The organism is Sulfurospirillum sp. HTRB-L1 (assembly GCF_059415125.1).
The window spans coordinates 16,785-33,285 of record NZ_JCAHZR010000014.1; the positions used below are offsets into that span (position 1 = coordinate 16,785).

The 16,501-nt window shown below is 49.5% G+C and carries 15 protein-coding genes; 7 read left to right on the top strand and 8 right to left on the bottom strand.

Features of this window, described 5'->3' with window-relative positions; genetic code table 11:
• Position 1: 1 nt before the first annotated feature.
• Genes AC5SLM_RS14120 through AC5SLM_RS14145 form a run of 6 tightly spaced genes read right to left on the bottom strand, consistent with a single transcriptional unit; the run spans position 2 to position 6,100 of the window.
• Positions 2 to 589 carry a TetR/AcrR family transcriptional regulator gene (locus AC5SLM_RS14120; RefSeq protein ID WP_495251619.1) on the bottom strand — a complete coding sequence of 196 codons (588 nt, stop codon included), beginning with the start codon at positions 587 to 589 and terminating at the stop codon, positions 2 to 4.
• Between the two features lie 26 nt (positions 590 to 615).
• Positions 616 to 2,247 (bottom strand): ABC transporter ATP-binding protein, encoded by a 1,632-nt coding sequence (locus AC5SLM_RS14125; protein ID WP_495251620.1) that lies wholly within the window; start codon positions 2,245 to 2,247, stop codon positions 616 to 618.
• Complete coding sequence (locus AC5SLM_RS14130; protein WP_495251621.1) at positions 2,240 to 3,070, bottom strand: ABC transporter permease; 831 nt, start codon at positions 3,068 to 3,070, stop codon at positions 2,240 to 2,242. The genes AC5SLM_RS14125 and AC5SLM_RS14130 overlap by 8 nt, the downstream gene beginning before the upstream one ends.
• Positions 3,067 to 4,005, bottom strand: a complete 939-nt coding sequence (locus tag AC5SLM_RS14135; protein ID WP_495251622.1) for an ABC transporter permease — start codon at positions 4,003 to 4,005, stop codon at positions 3,067 to 3,069. Before AC5SLM_RS14135 ends, AC5SLM_RS14130 begins: the two co-directional genes overlap by 4 nt.
• On the bottom strand, positions 4,006 to 5,568 hold the full coding sequence (locus tag AC5SLM_RS14140) for an ABC transporter substrate-binding protein (RefSeq protein WP_495251623.1): 1,563 nt from the start codon (positions 5,566 to 5,568) through the stop codon (positions 4,006 to 4,008).
• 4 nt (positions 5,569 to 5,572) lie between these two features.
• Positions 5,573 to 6,100 (bottom strand): FmdE family protein, encoded by a 528-nt coding sequence (locus AC5SLM_RS14145; protein WP_495251624.1) that lies wholly within the window; start codon positions 6,098 to 6,100, stop codon positions 5,573 to 5,575.
• A gap of 186 nt (positions 6,101 to 6,286) precedes the next feature.
• Between AC5SLM_RS14145 and AC5SLM_RS14150 the strand changes: the two genes are divergently transcribed.
• Entirely contained in the window at positions 6,287 to 7,138 is an 852-nt protein-coding gene (locus tag AC5SLM_RS14150) for a biotin synthase (RefSeq protein WP_495251625.1), read from the top strand.
• On the opposite strand, the gene AC5SLM_RS14155 is transcribed toward AC5SLM_RS14150, so the two are convergent.
• Positions 7,135 to 7,821, bottom strand: coding sequence for a response regulator (locus tag AC5SLM_RS14155; RefSeq protein ID WP_495251626.1), 687 nt, complete (start codon positions 7,819 to 7,821; stop codon positions 7,135 to 7,137). The two genes, AC5SLM_RS14150 and AC5SLM_RS14155, sit on opposite strands and share 4 nt — an antisense overlap.
• Positions 7,814 to 8,968, bottom strand: a complete 1,155-nt coding sequence (locus tag AC5SLM_RS14160) for a sensor histidine kinase (RefSeq protein WP_495251627.1) — start codon at positions 8,966 to 8,968, stop codon at positions 7,814 to 7,816. Before AC5SLM_RS14160 ends, AC5SLM_RS14155 begins: the two co-directional genes overlap by 8 nt.
• Before the next feature lie 198 nt (positions 8,969 to 9,166).
• On the opposite strand from AC5SLM_RS14160, the gene AC5SLM_RS14165 reads away from it, so the two are divergent.
• From AC5SLM_RS14165 to AC5SLM_RS14190, 6 genes are all read left to right on the top strand, one after another.
• Positions 9,167 to 10,003: a TolC family protein gene (locus AC5SLM_RS14165; RefSeq protein WP_495251628.1), complete on the top strand. Its 837-nt coding sequence runs from the start codon at positions 9,167 to 9,169 to the stop codon at positions 10,001 to 10,003.
• A 48-nt stretch (positions 10,004 to 10,051) separates the two neighbouring features.
• Positions 10,052 to 10,513, top strand: coding sequence for a hypothetical protein (locus AC5SLM_RS14170; protein ID WP_495251629.1), 462 nt, complete (start codon positions 10,052 to 10,054; stop codon positions 10,511 to 10,513).
• Positions 10,514 to 10,582: 69 nt separating this feature from the next.
• Positions 10,583 to 12,751, top strand: a complete 2,169-nt coding sequence (locus AC5SLM_RS14175) for a type I secretion system permease/ATPase (protein WP_495251630.1) — start codon at positions 10,583 to 10,585, stop codon at positions 12,749 to 12,751.
• A complete protein-coding gene (locus AC5SLM_RS14180; RefSeq protein WP_495251631.1) occupies positions 12,744 to 14,120 on the top strand; it encodes an HlyD family type I secretion periplasmic adaptor subunit in 1,377 nt (458 codons plus the stop codon). The genes AC5SLM_RS14175 and AC5SLM_RS14180 overlap by 8 nt, the downstream gene beginning before the upstream one ends.
• A gap of 1 nt (position 14,121) precedes the next feature.
• Positions 14,122 to 14,724: a helix-turn-helix transcriptional regulator gene (locus AC5SLM_RS14185; RefSeq protein WP_495251632.1), complete on the top strand. Its 603-nt coding sequence runs from the start codon at positions 14,122 to 14,124 to the stop codon at positions 14,722 to 14,724.
• Positions 14,725 to 14,989: 265 nt separating this feature from the next.
• Positions 14,990 to 16,501 (top strand): VCBS domain-containing protein (locus AC5SLM_RS14190; RefSeq protein ID WP_495251633.1); only part of this gene is annotated, 1,512 nt, incomplete at its 3' end.

Below are 16,501 nucleotides of genomic sequence, written 5' to 3' on the forward strand. Positions count from 1 at the left end.
TCTACTTCAAACGCAGTGCTTCGTAGATGTTTTCTGAAATGCTTTTCGTGTAGTGCATGATGTCATTTTCCAACAAATCCTCACTAAACATGAACGCCACCCCCGCCATCGTCCCCACCAAAATACCCAAGACCGAAAAAAAGTCTTGATTGCGCAACTCCCGTTTTAGCACGCCCTCTTCAAACATCGTCCGCAATTCTTGGATAAACACCGACTCGTAGAGCAACTCTTTCATACTGCTAGAAAATATCTCTTTGTTGGCCAAGTAGACTTTCAAAAAATAATCAATATGCTCAGGACGGCTTTTAACCATGCTAAAATAAATCGCCACAATGCGCCAAATCTTCTCTTCCGAATCCACCGACATCTCGTTAATCTTACGCACTTCTTCGCCCAAAATCTTCGACGAATAGGTAATGACCGCCTTGGCTAACTCTTCTTTGGAGGTAAAATAGTTGTAAATATTGCCCGGGCTCATCTTCAAAAACCGCGCAATATCGGGCATCGTCGTTGCAAAAAACCCTTTTTGCGAAAACAACCGCAGTGACCCTTCCAAAATCTGTTCTGTCTTGTCCGCTTTTGGATTCACGTGGCACTCCCTCTATGATAGACCACCTACACTAGCGGGCACGCTTCCACGCTACCCTCATAGACGAGCCTTCCGTTTTTTAGTATGCCTATTATATCAGCAATTTTCCGTGCAAGGGCAAGATTGTGCGTAATCAATAAAACGCCAACCCCCGTTTCCACCTGCAAATCCAAAAGTGTCTTCATAACGCGCGCTTGCACACTTGGGTCTAGCGCACTTGTGGGCTCATCGGCGATAATCACATCAGGATAATTCGCCAACGCGCGCGCCATGCACACCCGCTGCAAGGTGCCAAGGCTAAGTTTATGGGGCAATAAATCCAACACATGCCCATCTTCCCCAAGCCCACACGCAAGGGCCACTTCCCGCACCCGCGCGTCCAAACGCTCCTTGGGAAACCGCCCCAATACCAACGGCTCAGCGATGCTCTCATACGCGCTAAAACGGGGGTTCAACGCTTGCATGGGATGTTGATGTACCATCCCCACACGTAAGGGTTCTTCCATGACCACCCTGCCCTCTTTGGGGGCGAGCATTCCCGCCATGAGTTTTGCCACCGTGCTCTTTCCCGAACCCGAATCCCCCACCAATGCGACAATCTCTCCCCGTTTGAGACTGAGTGAGCAGTTTTGTAACACAAGCGCGTCGCTGCGTGGGTACGCAAAGCTCACCGCCTCTAGAGCTATCAACAAACGCATCCCTTCAAAATAGCACGCGTGTGCCCCATTTTGCGTCCCCTTTAAAAGAGGTTTTTCCTCAAAACACCGCCGCACAGGCTGGGTACAGCGAGACGCATACACACAGCCCTTGGCTTCTACATGTACATGCTCAGGCGTGGACGTGTGCGCATGGGATTTACCGTGCCGATGCACCAAGCGAAAGGTGGCTTCGCCTTTGATTTTGACAATGTCTTTGGCACGCTCCATCCGTGGAAACACCCGCGAAAGGGCAATCGTATAGGGGTGCAAAGCCCGCCCAAACAACTCCACAGAGGGCAACACTTCTAGCAATTGCCCAAGGTACAACACCCACGTCATGTCACTCGCGCGGTGGGCTAGTTCCAAATCATGGGTAATAAGCACCAGTGTTTTTCCCTGTGCACGCAGGGAGTGGAAAAGGGCTTCTAGGGTTTTTTTGGATGTTTCATCCAACCCCGCTGTTGGCTCATCAAGCACCACACAAGGGGCATCACTAGCAAGGGCAAGGGCCAAAAGCACCCGCGACACTTCCCCACCGCTTAGCTCCCTTGGGGTGCGCTCTTGCACCTCCTCCTTTAATCCCACCGATTCAAGCAATCCTTTACATGTAAAGCGCGGTGCCATCACTTCACGCAATTGTGCGCCCACGCAAAGCAGCGGATTTAGGTTTTCACTGCCCCCTTGGGGCATGTAGGCGATGTGGCGTTGACGAAACAGCCGCTGCTGGGCACTTTCTTGGTCAAGCCATGAAACGCCGTCTACTTTAAGGCTTCCTTGTGCCGTTGCGTTCGAGGGAAGATGGGCCATGAGGGCCTTGGCGAGGCTTGTTTTTCCCGCACCCGATTCGCCAATAATCGCCGTAATCGTTCCTTTTTGAACCTTACATGTAAGGCCCTCAAGGGCGATGAGCCGATGGTGTTCTTCTTCATAAAACAGCGAAAAATCCACAAATTCAACCACGCAACACCCCTTTTACGCGCCCGTCCAACACACCCTCTAGGCTAAAAATCACAAAGGTCACCCCCACCAATACCATGCCCAAAAGCACCACGGGCGGGAAAATCCAATGCCACCAAATATCCAGATAATAGTACTGCATCCCCTGACGGATCATCATCCCAAAGGATTTTTCACTGGGACTCAACAACCCCAAAAAGGCCAAGGTCGCTTGCGCCATCACCGCAAAGCGAAACCGTCCCGCAAAGGAAAACCCAATGAGTGGCGCAAGGGCGAGCAAGATGTGGCGCCTAAGCACGTACCACCCACTCGCGCCCATCTGCAAGGCTACCTCAACATACAACGCCTCTTTAAGGTGCGCCGTTTGAAAACGCACCACCTTTGCCCCGATGGGAAACGAAAGCACACCTAGTAATGCGCCAAGCTCCAGTCCGCTTGGCCTTGCGACGCTCGCCACCAACAACAGCACCAACACCGAAGGCAAGGCGATTAAGATGTCGCACAAGCGCATGAGCAGCGCGTCTATCCAGCCGCCCCAGTAGCCGCTTACCATGCCCACAACCGCTCCAAGTCCCACTGAAATACCCGCGACCCACAGCCCAAACACAAGGGTGTTTTGCACTGCTACTAGCAGTTCTGAGAAAATATCCATGCCCGCGTCATTGACCCCTAAAAGATGGGTCAAAGAAGGGTGTGCCAAGGGTTCAAACACAAAGGCATGGGGGTCATAAGGAAGCCAAAACAAGGCCAGTATGCCAAGTGCGCTCACCACGCCAAAGAGCGCCACACCTACCTTAAAAAAGGGGTCTTTACACGCTTTTTTCATGCAAGGCTTCCTTTGGGTTTTAGCCAAAACGCTACCCCTTCAAGCAACACACTCATCCCAATCACCCCCAAAGAGAGCAACGTCACAACCACTTGAATCACCGGCACATCCCGCTTAGCAACCGCGTCCATCAGCAAAGACCCAACGCCTGGGTAGGCAAAAATCGTCTCCACCACGATGAGGCTTGTTACCATCGAAGAGAGGCGAAACCCAAAGCGTACTACAATGGGAAGCAACGCATTTAAGGCCACATATTTATACCGCACCCGCCAAGGCCCAAGCCCCCGCAGGTGCGCGCAGGAGACAAAAGGGGCGGGCAACACGTGCAACACACTCACCCGCACCAGTAAAAATTGCCCCGACAAGGAGGCCAAAAAAAGTGTCATTGCAGGCAAACACAGGTGGGCTAGCACGTCTGCGACATGGGCTATCCCGCTTTTATCGCTGTAGGGCGTGAGCGCTCCTTGCAGGGGAAACCACCCCAAATGGGCCCCAAAAAAGAGCAAAAACACCACCCCAAGCACCAGTTCAGGCACCCCATCCAAACTTACCATGGCCCCGCTCAACCGCCTGTCCACCTTGCTTGCACGTCTAAAGGCGCTCTCTACCCCCAAAACAAAGGCCACCACAAAAGAGCTAAGGTAGGCAGAAAATCCAAGCAAAAGCGTCCACGGCAAGGCTTCTTCTAACAGCGTACTAATCGGCACACCATAGGCCAACGAAAGGCCAAAATCCCCGCGCATAAACGCACCCACATACGCTAAAAAAGAAGGAGGTACAGGGGTCAAACGGGCTTCTTCTTCGAGGGAAAGCACCACGTCGCTGCTCGCATACATCGCCGTGGCAAAATCCCCTGGAAGCCACAAGGGCATCCCATAAGAAAGGTACGCCATCACCCCAAGAGCAAGGGCGTAAGAGAGGAAGGTGCGCGCCATTTAGGGAAGCAAGGCCCGTTTATTTTGAGGGATGGGAATCCCCTTGGCAATGCCCCCTTGGGTGTAAAACCACGCCACCCCTTTGCGGGTGTCGTACACGCTTAATGCCCGAGGGTAGTACAAAGGAATGGCAGGTAAATCGGTCGCATGCAGCAGTTGAATCTCTTGCACCATGGCCGTGCGTTTGGCCTCATCCATCTCTAAAAGTTGCGCTTCTAAAAGGGCGTTGAGCTTCGGGTTGGCCTCATACCGTGCGCTGTTCACCGACCCTGCTCCACCCCAAGGTAAAATCATCTCATTGAGAATTTTGGCATCCCCAGAAATACCTCCGTGTCCTGAAATAGCCAAGTCAAACTCCCATGTTTTGACTTTCGTATCCAGCGTGGTTTGCTCCAACCCAATAAGCTCAACTTCCATCCCAAGTGCGCGAAGCATCGCGGCAATAATCTCCCCATCCCTATCGCTTCCCGCTTGGCCCCCTGAGCTAATCGTCGAAGAAAGAAGGCTTACATGTAAGGGTTTTCCCTCTTTTTCTAACACCCCGTTGGCGTTTTTAGCGTACCCTAGGGTTCCTAGCAAGGCAAGGGCTTTTGAGGGATTAAAGGCGTAACTTGGCAAGGAGGGGTTCGCCATGGCATGATCAGGAGAAAGCAGTCCCAAAGAGGCCAATGTCGGCTCTCCTTGGTGGGCTTGGTCGATGAGCCGCACCCGGTCGATGCCGTAGGCCAAGGCTTGCCGAAAGGCCACGGAGTTAAAAGGGGCTTTGCGGTGGTTAATCATGAGTTTTTTATTCCACGAACGCTCATCTTCGATAACCTTAAGGTGCGGTACTTTTTCCACTTGAGGAAGCATTTGCGGACGGATAGTCGCCATGTCGACGCTGCCACTTAGCAACGCGCTTAGGGGTTTGTCAGTTTTGACATAAATAAGCCGTTTAACCTTGGGCGTCCCGCCATAATACTCTCCAAAGGCTTCGTACAAATACGTCCCTTTTGTCTTGTCAAAATCCTTATACATGTAAGGCCCTGAGCCAATGAACGCCTTGGCATCCAAGAAGCCCTTGGGGTCTTCCACTCCTTCCCAAATGTGTTTGGGCAAGATGGGCATCGTCCCACCGATGTCGGAGAGAAAGGGAGCATAAGGCGTAGAAAGGGTGATGCGCACGCGGTGCGGGCCCTCCACATGCACCGAAGCAATGGCCCGCGTGTCTATCCAGTAATAAGGGTGCTGCTTAAAATACCCGATAGTAAAGGCTACATCCTCCGCACTCACAGGCATGCCATCGTGCCATAAAGCATTTTCTTGCAACTCAAACACAAAGCTTTGGCTGGGTGCGTCGTATGTCCACGCTTTGGCAAGGGTGGGCGTGAACCCTGAGCTGTCTTTCCACACCAAGGTGTCAAACACGTAACTCATGCGCACGTAGCCCGGACCTCTGGGGTAGTGATGGTAGGGATTGGGGTAGCCATAAGCCCCTTGGGAATCCCCGATTTTCACCTCTGGTACTTGCGCCATCGCCAATGAGACCATAAATCCCACAAGGAGGAGAAGACTCTTTTTCATCCTCTTAAAACCCTCTAGTGTAGTGGGAGAAGCAATCCGCACACACTCTTTTGCCCTCTTGCAGGCGCATCTTTAACTCCGCCGCGCTCTCCCCGCACACCTCACACGTCAAAGAGGTAAACAAGCGGGCGGGTTTAGGAAGTTCAAAAGAAGGGGTTTTAAGCGTAAACACCTCCTCCAAAGGCGCTTCTAAAATGTACGCTTGCATGAGGGCCCTGTCCATGTTTGGCTCTAAGGGGCGGCGAAACACCACGCGGCCTTTGGCGCCCCCCTTGCGGTCAAAAAAGCTAAAGGCTTGCTTGCCCACGTCTTTGTAGATGAGGTTGCCTTTACCAAAACTGCACCCTAGGAGCACTTGGATGGCATCCACTCCACATGCGTCGTTTTCCGTGACGCACACAAGCTCTTCATCCCCACTAAAACCCTTCATCCCTAGCCACGTTTGTGCCGCTTCCACCGCACGAAACCCAATGGCAAGTCCGGGGCATGCATGCCCGTGAAACGCTACACATTTTTCCCAACGCTCACCCATAGTACATTCCTTTGGTAAAAAAATTTTCTCTATGCTAGCTTGCGGGCACTGTAATATTGCTTAATGATAAGTAATATTTGCATCCATTCTTTTTGTTATTTCGTCAGTACTTCTGTGGGCTTGGGGAGCTTTTAGAGAAGATTTGTTACACTCCCAAAATCTTTACATGTAAGCCAAAGGAACACCATGCCTTCTCTTTTTTTATGTGCTATTTCCAACATCAAAAGCGGTGCGTGCGAGCAAGATTGCGCTTTTTGTGCCCAAAGTATCTCCCACGGTGCCGCCATCGACCGCTACAGCAAAAAACCCATTGAAACCATCATTTACGAAGCAAAGCGCGCCAAAGAACGCTACGCGACGGGCTTTTGCTTGGTCAGTTCTGGCAAATCCCTCACCCCAAAAACCCTCGCCCTCGTGTGTGACGCGGCCAAGGCTATTACCGATTTGGACTTAGGCCTTAAACTCATCGCCTGTAATGGCGTCGTCACCGACCCTGAAGACTTGCACACCCTCAAAAATGCGGGCGTGCGGGCCTATAACCACAACCTTGAAACCTCTGAAGCGTTTTATCCAAAACTCTGTTCCACTCACACATGGCAAGAACGTTACCGTACATGTAAACACGTGGGGGAAGTGGGGCTGGACCTTGTGTGTGGGGGGATTTTTGGCGTTGGGGAAAGCGAAGAAGACCGCGTGAGTTTACTCACTTCCATCGCCTCGCTAAACCCTAAAAACGTGCCCTTGAACTTTTTTCACCCCAACCCTGCCCTGCCCATTTCTCATCCGACTCTTTCCCAAGAAGAAGCCCTAAAAATCATCACCCTTGCGCGAACACTCATCCCCCATGCGCAAAAAATCATGCTTGCAGGGGGAAGGGAGAGGGTGTTTGGAAAAGGCAATTACACCTTTTTATCCCACGGGGCAAACGCCATGGTTATTGGAGATTACCTCACCACCCAAGGCGAGGATGCCACGAGGGAGCTTGAAAGCCTTAAGGCCCTTGGGTTTGAAATAGCAGGCGCGTGCAAAGAGGCTTAGTAGGAAGGGTCTAGGGCGTGGTCGAGCTTGATGCGATAGCCCACGGCATTGATGTTTTCGATAAAATCAATGCCACAAACCTCCCGCACTCGGTACACCACCATTTGCAGTTTTTTGAGATTTATTTCGTCATTCCACATGGCGGCGTAGAGGGTTTCGTAATGCACACACCCGTTTTTGTTGTTGCACAAGAGCTGGATGAGCTTTAAGGCCTTGGGGCCCACCTTTACCACTTCGGTGTCTTTATACAGGAGATTTGTCTCGTGGTTAAAGTAAAACCCGCCGATAATCTTGCTCACCTTTAGCCCTGACCCGCGATTGGCTTTGACGCTTAAAAGCGACAAGGTTGCAATAATCTCTTTTTCATCGTAAGGCTTGATGATATACCCATCCGCCTCCACATCCATGGCGTACCCAATCATCTCTTCATCGGCATAGGCAGTCAAAAAGACGATGGAGCAATGGCTGATGTTTCGGATTTCCATGGCCACCTCACACCCGCTCTTTGGCCCACGAATCATGATGTCCATGAGCACAAGATGGGGGTTAAACTTACGAATAGCCTCTAGGGCATCCGCGCCATTGTCCACCACATCTACCACGCTCCAGCCGCGTTTTTCAAGCACCATACGCAAATATTCTGCCGCAATCGCCTCGTCTTCCACAATCAAAATCTTATACATAATTACTTCTTTTGTAGGAAATGTGACATCCAAATCCTTCCCCATGGTTAAAGGTTATTGTCCCTTTGAGTTGGCGCACATTGAGTTGCACAAGTTTAAACCCAATCCCTTGCGCAACGTCCTTGTCGCACCCCACGCCGTTGTCTTGGTAGGAAAACTCCACCTCACCGTTGTTTGTTTTTAGCGCCATCATGATGCGAGGATTTGGCACCCCTTTAAAGGCGTATTTGAAGCTGTTGGTTAAAAGTTCGTTGGTAATCAACCCAAGGGGCATCACTTCATTGAGGGTAAGTTCCAAAGGGGAGATGGCCAGATCCATCTTTACATGTAAGCCCATCGTGCGCCCGATTGTTGCGGTGAGTTTTTCGATAAACAATTGCGCGTTAACCTTTTCGATGTCGCTAGAAACGTACAGCATCGAATGAACCATCGCCATGGCATCGATGCGTTCCTTGCTCACGTGAATAATCTCCTTCACCCGTTGGCCCTCTTTTTCGGCTTGAATGGCCAACATGGAGGAGACAATATTGAGGTTGTTTTTGACCCGATGGTGGATTTCATTGTAAAGCAAATCTTTTTTTTGGCTCAAGTTCATCAAGCGCTTGTACGCGTCTACCCGCGTGGTTTCATAGTAAAGCCCAAAGACCATGATGAGCATCACCACAAACAAGAAGTTAAACAAGGCCGTTTTACTTTGCAAAAAAGCACTTTCCCCAAAGTATTCGGGACTTAGCCACATGGTGCTAATGAGCAACCCTAGCAATGCGAGACTAAAAAACAATCCCTTTTGCCAACTAAACAACGAAAAAGAACCCAAAATAAACGGAAGAATAAACGCGGGGGTAAAATCATCAAATTTTCCCACCACAGAAATGCCGATGGTGGTGATGGCTAAAATGAGCAAAATGGCGTACGAAGCTAGCTCATAACGCTGTTTTTGGTACAACCGCACAAAAGCGACAAGCATCAACACGAGCATAATTGAGCGCACAAAAATGACAGGATAATTGGTGTTGTAAATATCCGTAAGGTTGTGTACAAAAAAGACCCCAATGGTCATCACGTACATCGCTAAAAGAATCTTCTTTCTGCGCTCCTTGGCGGCGATAACAATCTCAGGGTTTGATGGAAGGGGTTGTGATTTCATGGGGAAAAATGTAGCACACCTCAACTTAATTTTATCATCTCTTCTCATTATTTTGAGCATTATCCCTGTTATTGGATAAACTGGAACAAAAATGTGACCAAAACGTGGTTTGAGATTTATATAATTTCACTTAGGAAATATTGGCGAGATTCGGTCAGTTTCTCACAAAAATTTTTATTTTACTACGAAGGATACGACATGAAACGTTATGCCTTGGCCCTTATTGCCAGCTCACTGCTCACGGGTTCTGCCTTTGCACTTACCCTCGAAGATGCCATGCGCGATGTGGTAGCAAACCACCCTGAAATCTTGGAAAAAATCCGTGATTTTCGTGCTATTACCCAAGACAAGAACATTGCCTTTGCAGGTTACTTGCCAACCCTTGATTTTGTTGCGGCGGCGGGACGCGAAGAAAGCAACAACAACAATACCAATGGGAAAGACGTGTACCTCAACCGTACTGAAATGGCCTTCATCCTTCAATGGAACCTCTTTCGTGGTGGTGCGGACCAACTCAATGTGAGCCGCCAAGACAGCCGCATTAGCGCTGCTTCTTTCCGTGTTATGGAAGCCATTAATGAAAAAACCCTTGAAACAGCCCAAGCATACCTCGCCGCACTCAAGCAAAAAAACCTGCTTGAACTGGCCAAAGAAAATGTCCAGACCCACGACCGACTCTACGGCCAAATCGAACAACGTATCAATTCAGGCATCGGCGCCCAATCTGAACTTGAGCAAGCCGCAAGCCGCTTGGCACTCGCCGAATCTAACCTCATCGCCACCCAAAACAATTTTGATGATGCTGTTGTTAACTTTGAGAGAGTCTATGGCACTTCGGTTGACCCTGAAGCCTTCAGTGACCCCGCCAATGGCACTGACATCCCTGAAAGCTTTGCCATCTTACTAGAGCAAGGCCAACAAAACAACCCTTCTTTAAAAGTACAACGGGCTAACATCGATGTGGCCGCCAAAAACTACCACATCAGCAAAGCCGCGTACCTTCCTGTGGTAGATTTAGAAGCCAAACAATCATGAAATAAAAACATCGCGGGCGTCAAGGGCGATAGCGATTCAAGCTCCATCATGCTACGCATTACCTACAACCTTTACAATGGTGGTGCCGACAGTGCAACGCGCCAAAAACGCATCAGTGAACTTGCCAAAGAAAAAGAAGTCTTTAGCATGATGGAACGCCAAAACAAAGAGCGCCTAGGCTTGGCATGGAACGCGTACACCATGATTGACCAACAAATGGGCTACCTTGAAAAACACCGCGATTTAAGCCAACGCACCCTCTCTTTGTATAACGAAGAGTTTGGCCTTGGCCGTCGCACCTTGCTTGACATCTTAGACACCGAGGGCGAATACTACGCCGCGCAACGTGAACTTGCCAATGCAAAATACGACAAAATCTTCGCCAAATACCGCATCTTTGAACAAACAGGTACCTTGCTTCAAGTGGCCGGCACCCATGGTCTTGAGATGGTTGGCATGGCGGACACTGGCGTTTCTAAAGCAAACGAATTGGACTCTATCTCACAGTAGTTGATGTATACTATCGCACCGCACAAAAAGTGATTCTACCGCGGTGCGAGGGATTTTAAAGGGAGATAGATGCCAGAAGAAATCATTAATGCCGTGGGCATAGACCCACTGCTAGAGTGCTTGGTGATTATTGCCAAGCTTCATGGAAAACCCTACAGCGCCGAGTCGCTCATTGAGGGACTGCCCACAGCCAAAGGGTACGCTGAGCCTGAACTTTTTTCTATTCACGGGGCTAAAGCCAACTTTTCCCGTGCCGCGGCGCGCGCAGGATTTACCTCCAAGGTCGTCAAACGCCACCTAACCCAAATTCCCGCTCTCGTTTTGCCCTGCATCCTCATCCTCAAAGATAAACAAGCGTGTATTTTAGACGCCTTTGATGCCACCAAAACCCACGCGCGCATCATTGTTCCTGAGTGCGAAGAGGGCGAAACATGGGTGCGTGTGGAAGAGTTGGAAAAAGAGTATTTGGGCTACGCTTTTTACCTCAAACGCATTTACTTGCAATCGGAACGTAAAGACGACGTGCTTGAACAGCGCGAATCCAAGCACTGGTTTTGGGGAACCCTGTGGCGTTCACGCAAACTCTACCTAGACGTACTCATCGCCTCTTTGGTGGTGAACTTTTTCGTCCTTGCCAGTCCGCTGTTTGTCATGAATGTCTACGACAGGGTTGTGCCCAACAACGCCATTGAAACCCTTTGGGTCATGGCTATTGGCGTGGCGGTGGTGTATGTGCTCGATACGGTGCTAAAGTTTTTGCGCGCGTACTTTTTAGAAGTTGCGGGCAAAAAAAGCGACATCATCATGTCTTCCATGATTTTTGAAAAAGTTATGGCCCTCACCATGGGCGTGTGGCCAAAATCCATCGGCTCTTTTGCCAACAACCTCAAAGAGTTTGAGTCTATTCGCTCTTTTTTTACCTCCGCCACCGTTTCCACCATCATCGACCTGCCTTTTGTGGTCATCTTTATCGTGGTGATTTATTTTATTGGCGGTTCCATCGTTGTCGTTCCTTTGATTGTGATGCTGTTGCTTTTGGGGTACGTGTTTTCCATCCGAAATTCCCTAAGCAAAAGCATCGAAAGCGCCTACAAGGCCGCGGCACAAAAAAACGCCATTTTGATTGAGAGCCTCAGCAACATCGAAATGATTAAAACCATGGGAGCCACAGGACGCGCGCAGTACCAGTGGGAAGAAGCTTCGGGAGAGATTGCGCAAAAAGGGCTTAAAACCCGCATCATCTCCAACTCCATCTCCACCGTCACCGCCTTGCTTATTCAACTCAATACCGTTGCGGTAGTGGTTTATGGGGTATACCTCATCCAAGATTTGCACCTCACCATGGGAGGACTTATTGCCACGGTGATTCTCTCTTCCCGTGCCATTTCACCTTTGGGGCAAATCGCTTCACTGTTGGCAAACTACCAACACACCAAAACTGCCCTCAAGTCCCTCAATGACATCATGGCCCTTCCTGTGGATAGGCCTCAGGGGCGCGAGTACATCCACCGCGAACGGTTTGAGGGAAAGATAGAGTTTAAAAACGTCACCTTTACCTACCCAGGCGCGCTAAAGCCTGCACTTGAAAACGTGAGTTTTGTGCTTCAAGCCAAAGAGCGTGTTGGGATTGTAGGGAGGATTGGTTCGGGGAAAACCACCTTGGAAAAACTCGTCCTTGGGTTGTATCAGCCAAATTCGGGGAGTATTTTGATTGACGATATTGACATTAGCCAAATTGACCCTGCGGATTTGCGCACCCACATTAGCTACGTTTCCCAAGACATTGTACTTGCCAATGGCACGGTCAAAGACAACATCGCGTACAAAGCACCTTACGCCACCGACGAAGAGATTTTAGAGGCGGCTAAACTTGCAGGGGTGGAAGAATTCATCCGTCAAAACCCCCAAGGGTATGAGATGGAAGTGGGCGAGCGAGGTGGTGCACTCTCAGGTGGTCAACGCCAAAGCATCGCCATCGCTAGAGCCTTCTTGCTAGATGCACCCATCGTGCTTTTGGACGAGCCGACCAATGCCATCGACAACACCATGGAGGCAAAAATCAAACGCCATTTTGTGCAAAAATTTGAAGACAAAACCATCATGCTCATCACCCACAAAACCACCCTTTTACCCCTTGTGGAACGGCTCATCATCTTAGATAATGGCAAAGTTGTGTTAGATGGCCCCCGTGATAGTGTCTTAAAACAACTCCAAGGCAATGGAGGCAACCGTGATTAAGAAGCTTCCTCGCATCGACCCTAGCGCCATCCGCTCTATCTCTAAAAAACACGCCTATTCTACTCAAGATTTGGCGTACATGAAGAGCCTCAGCGCGGCCGTTTTGGAAAAATCCACCCTAAGTAGCCGTCTGATTTTATGGACCATTGCCCTGTGTGTTGCATGGCTCATCTTGTGGGCAAGTTATGCTTCTGTGGATGAAATCGCACGAGGAGATGGTCGGGTTATTCCCTCAAGCCGTGTTCAAGTGGTGCAAAACCTCGAAGGAGGCATCGTCGAAGAACTCTACGTGCGTGAAGGGGACAATGTCCAGCGCGGCCAACCCCTCCTTAAGATTCAAGACATCCGTTTTGTAAGCTCATTCCAAGAAAACCACTTGCGCATCCAAGAGCTCAAAGCCAAAACCGTGCGTTTGTACGCAGAGGCCAATGGCTTGGATTTTGACAGTGCTTTTAGAGACCAGACTATCGATTCGTCTTTTTTAGAAGAAGAAAAAAGCCTCTTTTTGAGCAATAAAACCCAACTTGAAAACGCTATTGATATCATCAACAACCAACTGCGTCAGCGTACCAGTGAACTCACTGAAGTACAAGCACGCATCCGCCAACTTACCCGTAGCCTTGCCCTTCTTAAAGAAGAAATCGACCTTAAAGAACCCATGGTCAAACAAGGAGTTGTGCCTGGCGTGGAGCTGTTGCAACTACGCCGTAGCCTAAACGAGGCCGAGGGGAGCTTGGAGAGTGCCAAGCTTTCCATACCGCGCATCCAATCTTCCATCGAAGAAACCCGTGGCAAAATCCAAGACACCACCTTGGCCTTTCGCAACAAAGCCAAAGAGCAGTTCAATGAAGTTTCCGCCGAACTCATGCTCACCCAACAATCCATCGGCGCCCTCACCGACCGTGTGGACAGGGCCATCGTACGCGCCCCTGTGAGCGGTACGGTCAAACAGCTCTTTACCAACACGGTGGGCGGGGTAGTCAAGCCAGGTATGGACATCATGGAAATCGTGCCCATTGATGACGCGCTTTTGGTAGAAGTGAAAATCAAGCCCTCCGACATTGCCTTCATCCAACTCGACCAACCCGCAACGGTCAAATTTACCGCCTATGATTTTTCCATCTACGGCGGCCTAACAGGCCACGTGAGCCAAATCGGCGCGGACACCATCACCGATGAAAAAGGTAACACGTACTATGTGGCGATGATCAAAACCGACTCCACCCACCTCAGTTCCGCCAATGAAATCTTGCATATTAAGGTTGGCATGGTGGCGAGCGTTGACATCATCACGGGCAAAAAAACAGTCTTGGACTTTTTGCTCAAACCCATTCTCAAAGCCAAGCAAAACGCCTTACGGGAGCGCTAATATGGTACTGTGCTGTGTCACTCACCCTACAATCTTTTTCCACTGGAAAGCCGCGATTGAGACGGAAAATCCTTTACATGTAAAGGATTTTTCACGGTTGCTTGAAACCCTTGACCCCTCTTCTTCTGCCATCGTCCTTGTCCACGGAGAATTTTTTGGAGAGATTCCTTTGGTTTCAGGCATTTTGCAGCTGCGCACCCATGCCCCAAGGGCACGCATCATGCTCCTAAGCGACATTCCTTCTTTTGAGGAAGGCAAGCCTTTTTTGCGCCTTGGTATCTTTGGCTACGCCAATGCAAGGCTTTCTGCGGTACACCTTCAACAAGCCTTACTGCTCATCAAAGAAGGCAATGTCTGGTTGTACCCTGAGTTTTTACTGCAAATGATTCAAGGGCTCTCGGTTGCCAATCCCTCAGATTTTCTTGCTCAACTTCTCACCAAACGTGAGTATGAGATTGCCACATACGTCGCCCAAGGACGCTCCAATAAGGAGATTGCCAAGCTCGCGTTCATCACCGAGCACACCGTCAAAGTGCATTTGCGTACCATCTTTGAAAAACTCGGTATCCACGACCGCCTTTCCCTCGCGCTGATGTTTCACTAAAACTAAATCTGACACAATAGACTTCTTCCATAGCCCTTGGAACATAAAGAGTTTAAGCAGAGTGCGTTAATTTTTTACACTCAAAATTGAGACATAGCCAAAGCTATGGCGATGTTTTTAGTGTGAAAAAGTGATGTGCTATGGTTGAACTCTTGCTTCAATGGGCTGTGAGAGAAGTCTAATATACCACCAACGAGGAATACCCTTCCTCCCTTCTTTGTCCTATACTTTTCATAGTTAAAATTACCCGCATAAAGGATTTACCATGGCAACAGTCGTCGGATTTGTGACACAGGTCACAGGAGTTGTAAGAGCAGTTTCGGCCGATGGGACCGTCCGTATTTTGGTCATGGGAGACCCCGTGCACGCCAATGAAACCCTTGAAACCGTGGGACAAAACAGCAGTATTAATGTCCTCTTTGAAGACGGTCGCCAAATCGCTATGCGAGGCGAAGAAACTTCTTTACTTGATGATTCTGTCTACAGTGGTCAAGGCTACGCCGCTTCTGAAGTCCAAGCGATTCAAGAAGCCCTAGCGCAAGGCCAAACCCTCGAAGAAGCCGCTGCGGGTCAAGAAGGCCCTGCGAGTGATGGCGGTTCTGGTGAGATTTTTGTCGCCGAACGCACAGGTGATGTGGGCGGCATTGGCTCTTACATTTTAGGCACTGACCTCTCTGGCGCTTCGGTTGATGAGGGCACGGAAGATGGTATTGTTAACATCGCTCCTACGGTGTTTGACACAAGCCTCTCACAAAACGAAGTGCTTGATGGCCAAAACGTCATCTCTGGCCAACTTCTTGTTACCGACACAAACCCCAACGACACCCACACGTTTTTTGCTGTTGAGGGTTCTTTAAACGTCACCACACCCGATGGGGTTGCCATCACTGGTCTCACCCTCGTGCTTAATCCTGATGGTAGCTACACCATCTCTGGCGACTTCAATGCCCTAGCCGCAGGAGAAAATGCTGTCGTAACCTTTGAATTTTTCGCGGTTGATAACTTTGACGCACCTTCCCAAACCGCTACGTTTACCCTTACCATCACCGGCACCAACGACCAACCTGTGGTGAGTGATGTAAACGTCAATGGCGAAGGCGGTGGCACTGGACTCGTGGGTTACTACGACATGGAAAATGGAGAAGGTGTTAGTGCTCAAACTGTCTCCATTGAAACCGCTGGCCTTACGGGCCTCAAACTCTTTACTTTAAGTGCAGAAGAGTTGAGCGGTATTGACACCCTTTATATTCAAAATCCAAACAATACCAGCTATGGTTCCGAATACCTAGCACAGTTAGACGCCATTACTACTGCTGTAAGTCAAGGCATGACCTTAATTATTCACGACAGATACGTTGCCGATGGAGCACAAATTCTTCCAGGTGGAGAATCTATCATTTTTCACAGATTAGGTGGGAACTTGATTGACATTGACATTACGGATGAAGGATTGAGAACTGGCCTAGGAGGAATCATTGATGATACTTCTTTGGATGGTGGAGGCTATTCAAATCATGGCTATGTTGAACTAAGCAGTTTGCCAGAGGGTGCTGTTGTGCTAATGACAAATGGCAACCCTAGTCAAGTCGTCACTTTTTCCTATCAATATGGCTCAGGCACAGTAATTTATTCTACCATTCCACTAGATTTCTACCTAAATAGCAGCGGAACAATAAGCACCAACATGCAAATTTACGCCGCTAATCTTTTGGAGGATATGGTCCGCTCAGGCACTGCCATCTACGAATCCGCCGACCCCCAATCTGGCGTGGAAGAC

Coding starts and splice junctions, on each gene's coding strand:
- AC5SLM_RS14155 (WP_495251626.1), bottom strand. CDS start 7,821: ATGTATAAGATTTTGATTGTGGAAGACGAGGCGATTGCGGCAGAATAT.
- AC5SLM_RS14175 (WP_495251630.1), top strand. CDS start 10,583: ATGCCAGAAGAAATCATTAATGCCGTGGGCATAGACCCACTGCTAGAG.
- AC5SLM_RS14185 (WP_495251632.1), top strand. CDS start 14,122: ATGGTACTGTGCTGTGTCACTCACCCTACAATCTTTTTCCACTGGAAA.
- AC5SLM_RS14140 (WP_495251623.1), bottom strand. CDS start 5,568: ATGAAAAAGAGTCTTCTCCTCCTTGTGGGATTTATGGTCTCATTGGCG.
- AC5SLM_RS14160 (WP_495251627.1), bottom strand. CDS start 8,968: ATGAAATCACAACCCCTTCCATCAAACCCTGAGATTGTTATCGCCGCC.
- AC5SLM_RS14165 (WP_495251628.1), top strand. CDS start 9,167: ATGAAACGTTATGCCTTGGCCCTTATTGCCAGCTCACTGCTCACGGGT.
- AC5SLM_RS14150 (WP_495251625.1), top strand. CDS start 6,287: ATGCCTTCTCTTTTTTTATGTGCTATTTCCAACATCAAAAGCGGTGCG.
- AC5SLM_RS14170 (WP_495251629.1), top strand. CDS start 10,052: ATGCTACGCATTACCTACAACCTTTACAATGGTGGTGCCGACAGTGCA.
- AC5SLM_RS14130 (WP_495251621.1), bottom strand. CDS start 3,070: ATGAAAAAAGCGTGTAAAGACCCCTTTTTTAAGGTAGGTGTGGCGCTC.
- AC5SLM_RS14145 (WP_495251624.1), bottom strand. CDS start 6,100: ATGGGTGAGCGTTGGGAAAAATGTGTAGCGTTTCACGGGCATGCATGC.
- AC5SLM_RS14135 (WP_495251622.1), bottom strand. CDS start 4,005: ATGGCGCGCACCTTCCTCTCTTACGCCCTTGCTCTTGGGGTGATGGCG.